The 4,287-nt window shown below is 56.5% G+C and carries 6 protein-coding genes; all 6 read right to left on the bottom strand.

Going from position 1 to position 4,287, the window contains the following annotated elements; all coding sequences use genetic code 11:
* Positions 1-224: HK97 family phage prohead protease (locus tag Xhom_RS23300; RefSeq protein ID WP_211287890.1), on the bottom strand; the 224-nt coding region annotated here is incomplete at its 3' end.
* The gene (locus Xhom_RS23295; protein WP_069318035.1) at positions 217-1,446 is read right to left on the bottom strand and encodes a phage portal protein; all 1,230 of its coding nucleotides are present in this window, start codon (positions 1,444-1,446) and stop codon (positions 217-219) included. The genes Xhom_RS23300 and Xhom_RS23295, both read right to left, overlap by 8 nt.
* The gene (locus Xhom_RS31695; RefSeq protein WP_169928398.1) at positions 1,436-1,597 is read right to left on the bottom strand and encodes a hypothetical protein; all 162 of its coding nucleotides are present in this window, start codon (positions 1,595-1,597) and stop codon (positions 1,436-1,438) included. Before Xhom_RS31695 ends, Xhom_RS23295 begins: the two co-directional genes overlap by 11 nt.
* Positions 1,594-3,324 (bottom strand): terminase large subunit, encoded by a 1,731-nt coding sequence (locus Xhom_RS23290; RefSeq protein WP_069315757.1) that lies wholly within the window; start codon positions 3,322-3,324, stop codon positions 1,594-1,596. Before Xhom_RS23290 ends, Xhom_RS31695 begins: the two co-directional genes overlap by 4 nt.
* Entirely contained in the window at positions 3,321-3,815 is a 495-nt protein-coding gene (locus tag Xhom_RS23285) for a phage terminase small subunit P27 family (RefSeq protein ID WP_069315756.1), read from the bottom strand. The genes Xhom_RS23290 and Xhom_RS23285 overlap by 4 nt, the downstream gene beginning before the upstream one ends.
* 265 nt (positions 3,816-4,080) lie before the next feature.
* On the bottom strand, positions 4,081-4,287 hold a 207-nt coding region (locus Xhom_RS31690), incomplete at its 5' end, for an HNH endonuclease (protein WP_169928532.1).

The following is a 4,287-nucleotide window of genomic DNA, read 5'->3' as shown; positions in this document are numbered from 1 at the left end:
GCACTGCGCCCCAGAATGTAGTTGGGGTCATGGTTAAACAGCCCGCGCACATCATCATTGAGTACCTCATCAAAGGCCCCGGGCTTGATGATTTCACGAAAGCCCCAGAGCGGTTCTGAGCGGCTGTTAAACACCGAGCCGTAACCGACAATGCGCGTCGGCTGATCCTCCGGGGTTTCAGCACGCACTTCGCCGGGGTAACAGCGCATTTCCCTGTCACTCATCGGGTGTATCCTCTTGGTTGGGATGGGGTTGATTCTTGTTGTTAAGCAGATTGGCGGCGTTGACACTCACCAGCATGTCATCCAGTCCGTCCACCGGATTCAGGTCCTCAAAGGCACGGGCTTCATTGCGGCTCATCCAGCCATCCGTAATGGCGAAGTGGTAAAACTCGCCCCGCTCTTTCGGGGTGCCGCGTAAGAGTCCCGCCAGATTGAAACGGACATAAAACCCCGCCGCCCTTTCCTGCCGGGTAAACAATCGGCGGTTCAGTTCCTGCTCCCAGTTCACCACCCACGGCATCACGGTATGGCGGACAAACTGAATGGCCTGTTCGCTGATATTGGAAAACGTCGCTTTCTCCAGATCGTTAATCATGTGGGCCGGCACATTGAACAGCCCGGCTATCATGGAGCGGTTGAGTTTCAGCATATCAATCAACTGCGCATCCACCGGTGATACGGTCAGGGCGTGATAATCCAGTTCTGCGGGCAGCAGCAGGGTTTTATTTTCCTCACGGCGCAGGGCGGCGGCGGCTTTCTGCCACATCAGTTTGAGCCTTTCCCAGCCTTTATCGTTGATTTCTCCTTTCACGGAGACAATCCCCGCCGGCCGGGCATTCCCGCCAAAAAATGAACTGGTATATCTCTGCCCGCTCATGCCCATGCCGATGGTTTCCGCATGTTGCAGGATGGGGCTGAGGCCTAATTTCCGGTTATTGCCCAGCGCCCGGAGGTGGATCATGTCGTCGGGGCTGATGGCAAAACTGCCGTCTTCGTTATACACCCCGTAGGTATAGCGCCCGCCCGTGTTCAACAGGGTGGTTTCCCACGGCATACAGGCGTCAAGGGCCGTGACTTCCCCGCGCCGGTTACGTTTCACCCACGAATAACCATTGCCCCAGCCGAGGATATGGCGCTGTTTCAGCTCCCGCCATTTATAGCTGGTCTGCCAGTCGTTCGGCTCATCGTGTATCAGGTAAAACACCGGGTGATCACGGGCCATGTCCACGCTCTTGCCGTTCTTGCGCATCACATGCAGCGGCATCTGCGCCACCGAAGAGGACAGCACATAGATGCAGGCATAGACTGCCGCCAGTTTCATTGACGTTTCGGGGCTGACATACACGTCAGCACTGAACAGGCCATCGTGATCAACCGCCTCCGCTGTCAGCGGGGTTTTCGGGTTCTCCAGGGGGTCGTGGCGGAACAGGGCATCAAGCAGCATGTTTCCCCCTTCTGGCCACCACCAGGGCATAGGCAATAAACAGCGCACCGCCGATAATCAGGGTATTCGCCAGCCCGTATTTCAGGTAACAGCCCGCAAGCACCGCCCCGACGCCGGTCAGGGCGGTGGTATCAATCAGTAAGTTTTTCATAGCATTAACAGGTCATCCGGGTCGAGGTTGGAAAGAAAGTCGGGTTCTTCATGCAGGATAGCGCGCCCCATCGCCATTATCAGGGCCACCGCGCCGTCAATTTTGCTGTCCTTCTGCTCCTTGATGGGCCGCACAATGTCATCATTCCCGCCCAGCGTTTTCCCCACCACGTTGCCAATACACCAGGCCATAATCGGGTTGCCATCGTGATGGAAGCGGCCGGACTGAATGGCGGCTTCCAGCTCCTTCATCGGGTCGCTCATGTGGGTAAAGTTCTGGGTAATGATGATCGGGTTAATGCCTTCATCCGCCAACGCATGGGACAATCCCGTCGCCCCGAAGGGATCAATCGGCGCTTCATTGACCGGGTTCAGGTGGCAGGCCAGTTTGGCTTCTTCAAGGATGTAGCGGTAATCGACTTCAGCGCCTTCCGTGACGGTCAGCAGATCCATTGCCACCCATTTCTGGAAACGCTCGGCACTGCGCCGATTTTCGTTCTGCTCAACGCTGTAGACCGTGTCATACGGCACCCAGAACCGCGGGGCAATACTGTAGAAATGGCGTTTGCCCTCAATTTCACGGGTAAAAAGCCGGGCCATGCTGTTCATGTCCAGCTTACGGGCCAGGTCAAACGCCAGATAACAGGGTTGTCCCTCGAACTGTTCCAGTGTCAGCGACGTGTCTTCGCACTGTTTCCAGCTCACCATATTGAAGTACGCCTCTCGGGCGGAGACCCAGATATTCAGGTGCTTGGTTTTAAAGACACTGGCGAGCCGCGGGTTATTCAGGGCGCGCTGCTGCTGGCTTAACAGGAAATCCGCATACACCGACACGCCCATGTTCGGGTTGGCCTTGCGCAATACGGCCGGGGACGTCCAGTCATCCCCCTCATCCACGGTGTAAATCAGCCCGAACAGTTCGTCATTGGGCACATTACCGGCCAGCATCTCAATCACTTCGCGGCGCTTGTCATAACAGGGGCCTTCAATGTTGTAGCCTGCCGTGGTGATGGCCCACATCAGGGGCTGACGCCGTGCCCCCATCCCCGTCAGCATGGTGGTGTACAGGTCGTCGGTATCATGTTCATGATATTCATCGACAATGGCGCAACTGGGGGACTGCCCGTCACCGGGGTTGCCAATCAAGGGTTCAAGGCGCGCCCCGTCCGCCGGGCGGTTCAGGTTTGACGCGTTCACTTCAATGCCAAACGCCTCAATCAGCAGCGGGGTGCGCTTGCACATCAAGCGCGCCGGTCGGAACACTTCCCATGCCTGCTTCTCGGTCGTGGCCCCGGAATACACTTCCGCCCCGAATTCGTCATCACAGGTAAAGCAATAGAGGGCGACTCCGGCTGAAATGGCGGATTTACCGTTTTTACGGGGGATCTCCGTATAGACTTCCCGAAAGCGGCGCAACCGACTGCCCTTATGCACCCAGCCAAAGGCCGAACAGACAATAAATAACTGCCACGGCTCCAGCGTGATGGGCATCCGTTTAAATGCCCATTCGCCTTTGGTGTGCGGCAGCAACTGAATAAACTTCGCCGCCCGCTCGGCCAACTCTTTATCGAACCGGTACTTAAACGCTTTCGTTTTTTCCTGACTTAAGTTATCCAGATGCCGCTGACAGGCCTCCCTGACATGACGACCGGCTTCAATTTTGCCGCGCACCACATCACGGGCGTACTGGCTCGCCGCATTGACGTTCAGATAGGATTTACGGCTCATGATGAAATCATCCTCATAAACGGATTGTCGGTTTTGGCCTGACCCGCCGCCCCAATCAGGCGCTGGCGGCTGCTCGGATCTAACCCCAGCAGGGAGCCGGTGGTGTCCATTTCAGACTGCTGCTCTTTTTTGGCGGTCAGCTCCGGGTTTTTGATGGGGCCGCCGGTGGCACCAGTCACGGTATTCCCCTGCACAGCGATATTTACCACCGCGTTGCGCCAGAACTGGTACGCCACACACCAGCGTTCGAGCACCGCGAGATCGGTGACACAGAGTAACCCTTGTGCGCATAACTCCTTGCTGGTCAGCGCCCACATCACCCCGGCCAGCGGCAGGTTACTGTCGGCAAACCAGTCCGGCGCGGAAACGCCCGTCAACGGGGTGAATGCCGGTTCATCCCGGTTCAGCTTGCGCTTGCCCGGATTGCCGGCCAGTGCCTTGCGGGCCGTCGGCTTGGGACGACGACCTGACTTGCCCGCCGTTCCAGCCATAGGCAGCACCTCCCGTGCTCAAAAACAGTGAAAGAGGGATAAAAAGGCCTCCGGTTTAAAGTTCATTTTTCGCGGGTATAAAAAAAGACTTAAGGCGGCGGTCCTGTGGGGCGAGAGGGGTAGCGATTTCACCCGCCCGCCCTATACGTGACCATGACAACAGCAATGATTTCAGGTAAAAATTACGTCATCAGACCATTGTTTAACTGTCATGGTTACATCAGATATATTTACTCACTGGCATTAATTATCAGTCGTTGAGTGACTATCGCAGTCGCTCCGTTGCGGTCTTCGCCCGATGGCAAGACCAGCATAAACATTCCAGATTCGATAACGCATCCGTGCCCCCGTGGGCTTTGGGTTTGATATGATCAACCGTTGTCCCTGTCACGGCCCGACCTTGACGCAGGCATTGCTGACACAAGTGCTTGTCTCTGGCCTTGATGGTGGCCCTTAATCTGTCCCATGGGCT

The organism is Xenorhabdus hominickii (assembly GCF_002632725.1).
GTDB classification, from domain to species: domain Bacteria; phylum Pseudomonadota; class Gammaproteobacteria; order Enterobacterales; family Enterobacteriaceae; genus Xenorhabdus; species Xenorhabdus hominickii.
The sequence above is the reverse complement of the archived record's forward strand: the minus strand, read 5'-3'. Positions and strand labels throughout refer to the sequence as shown.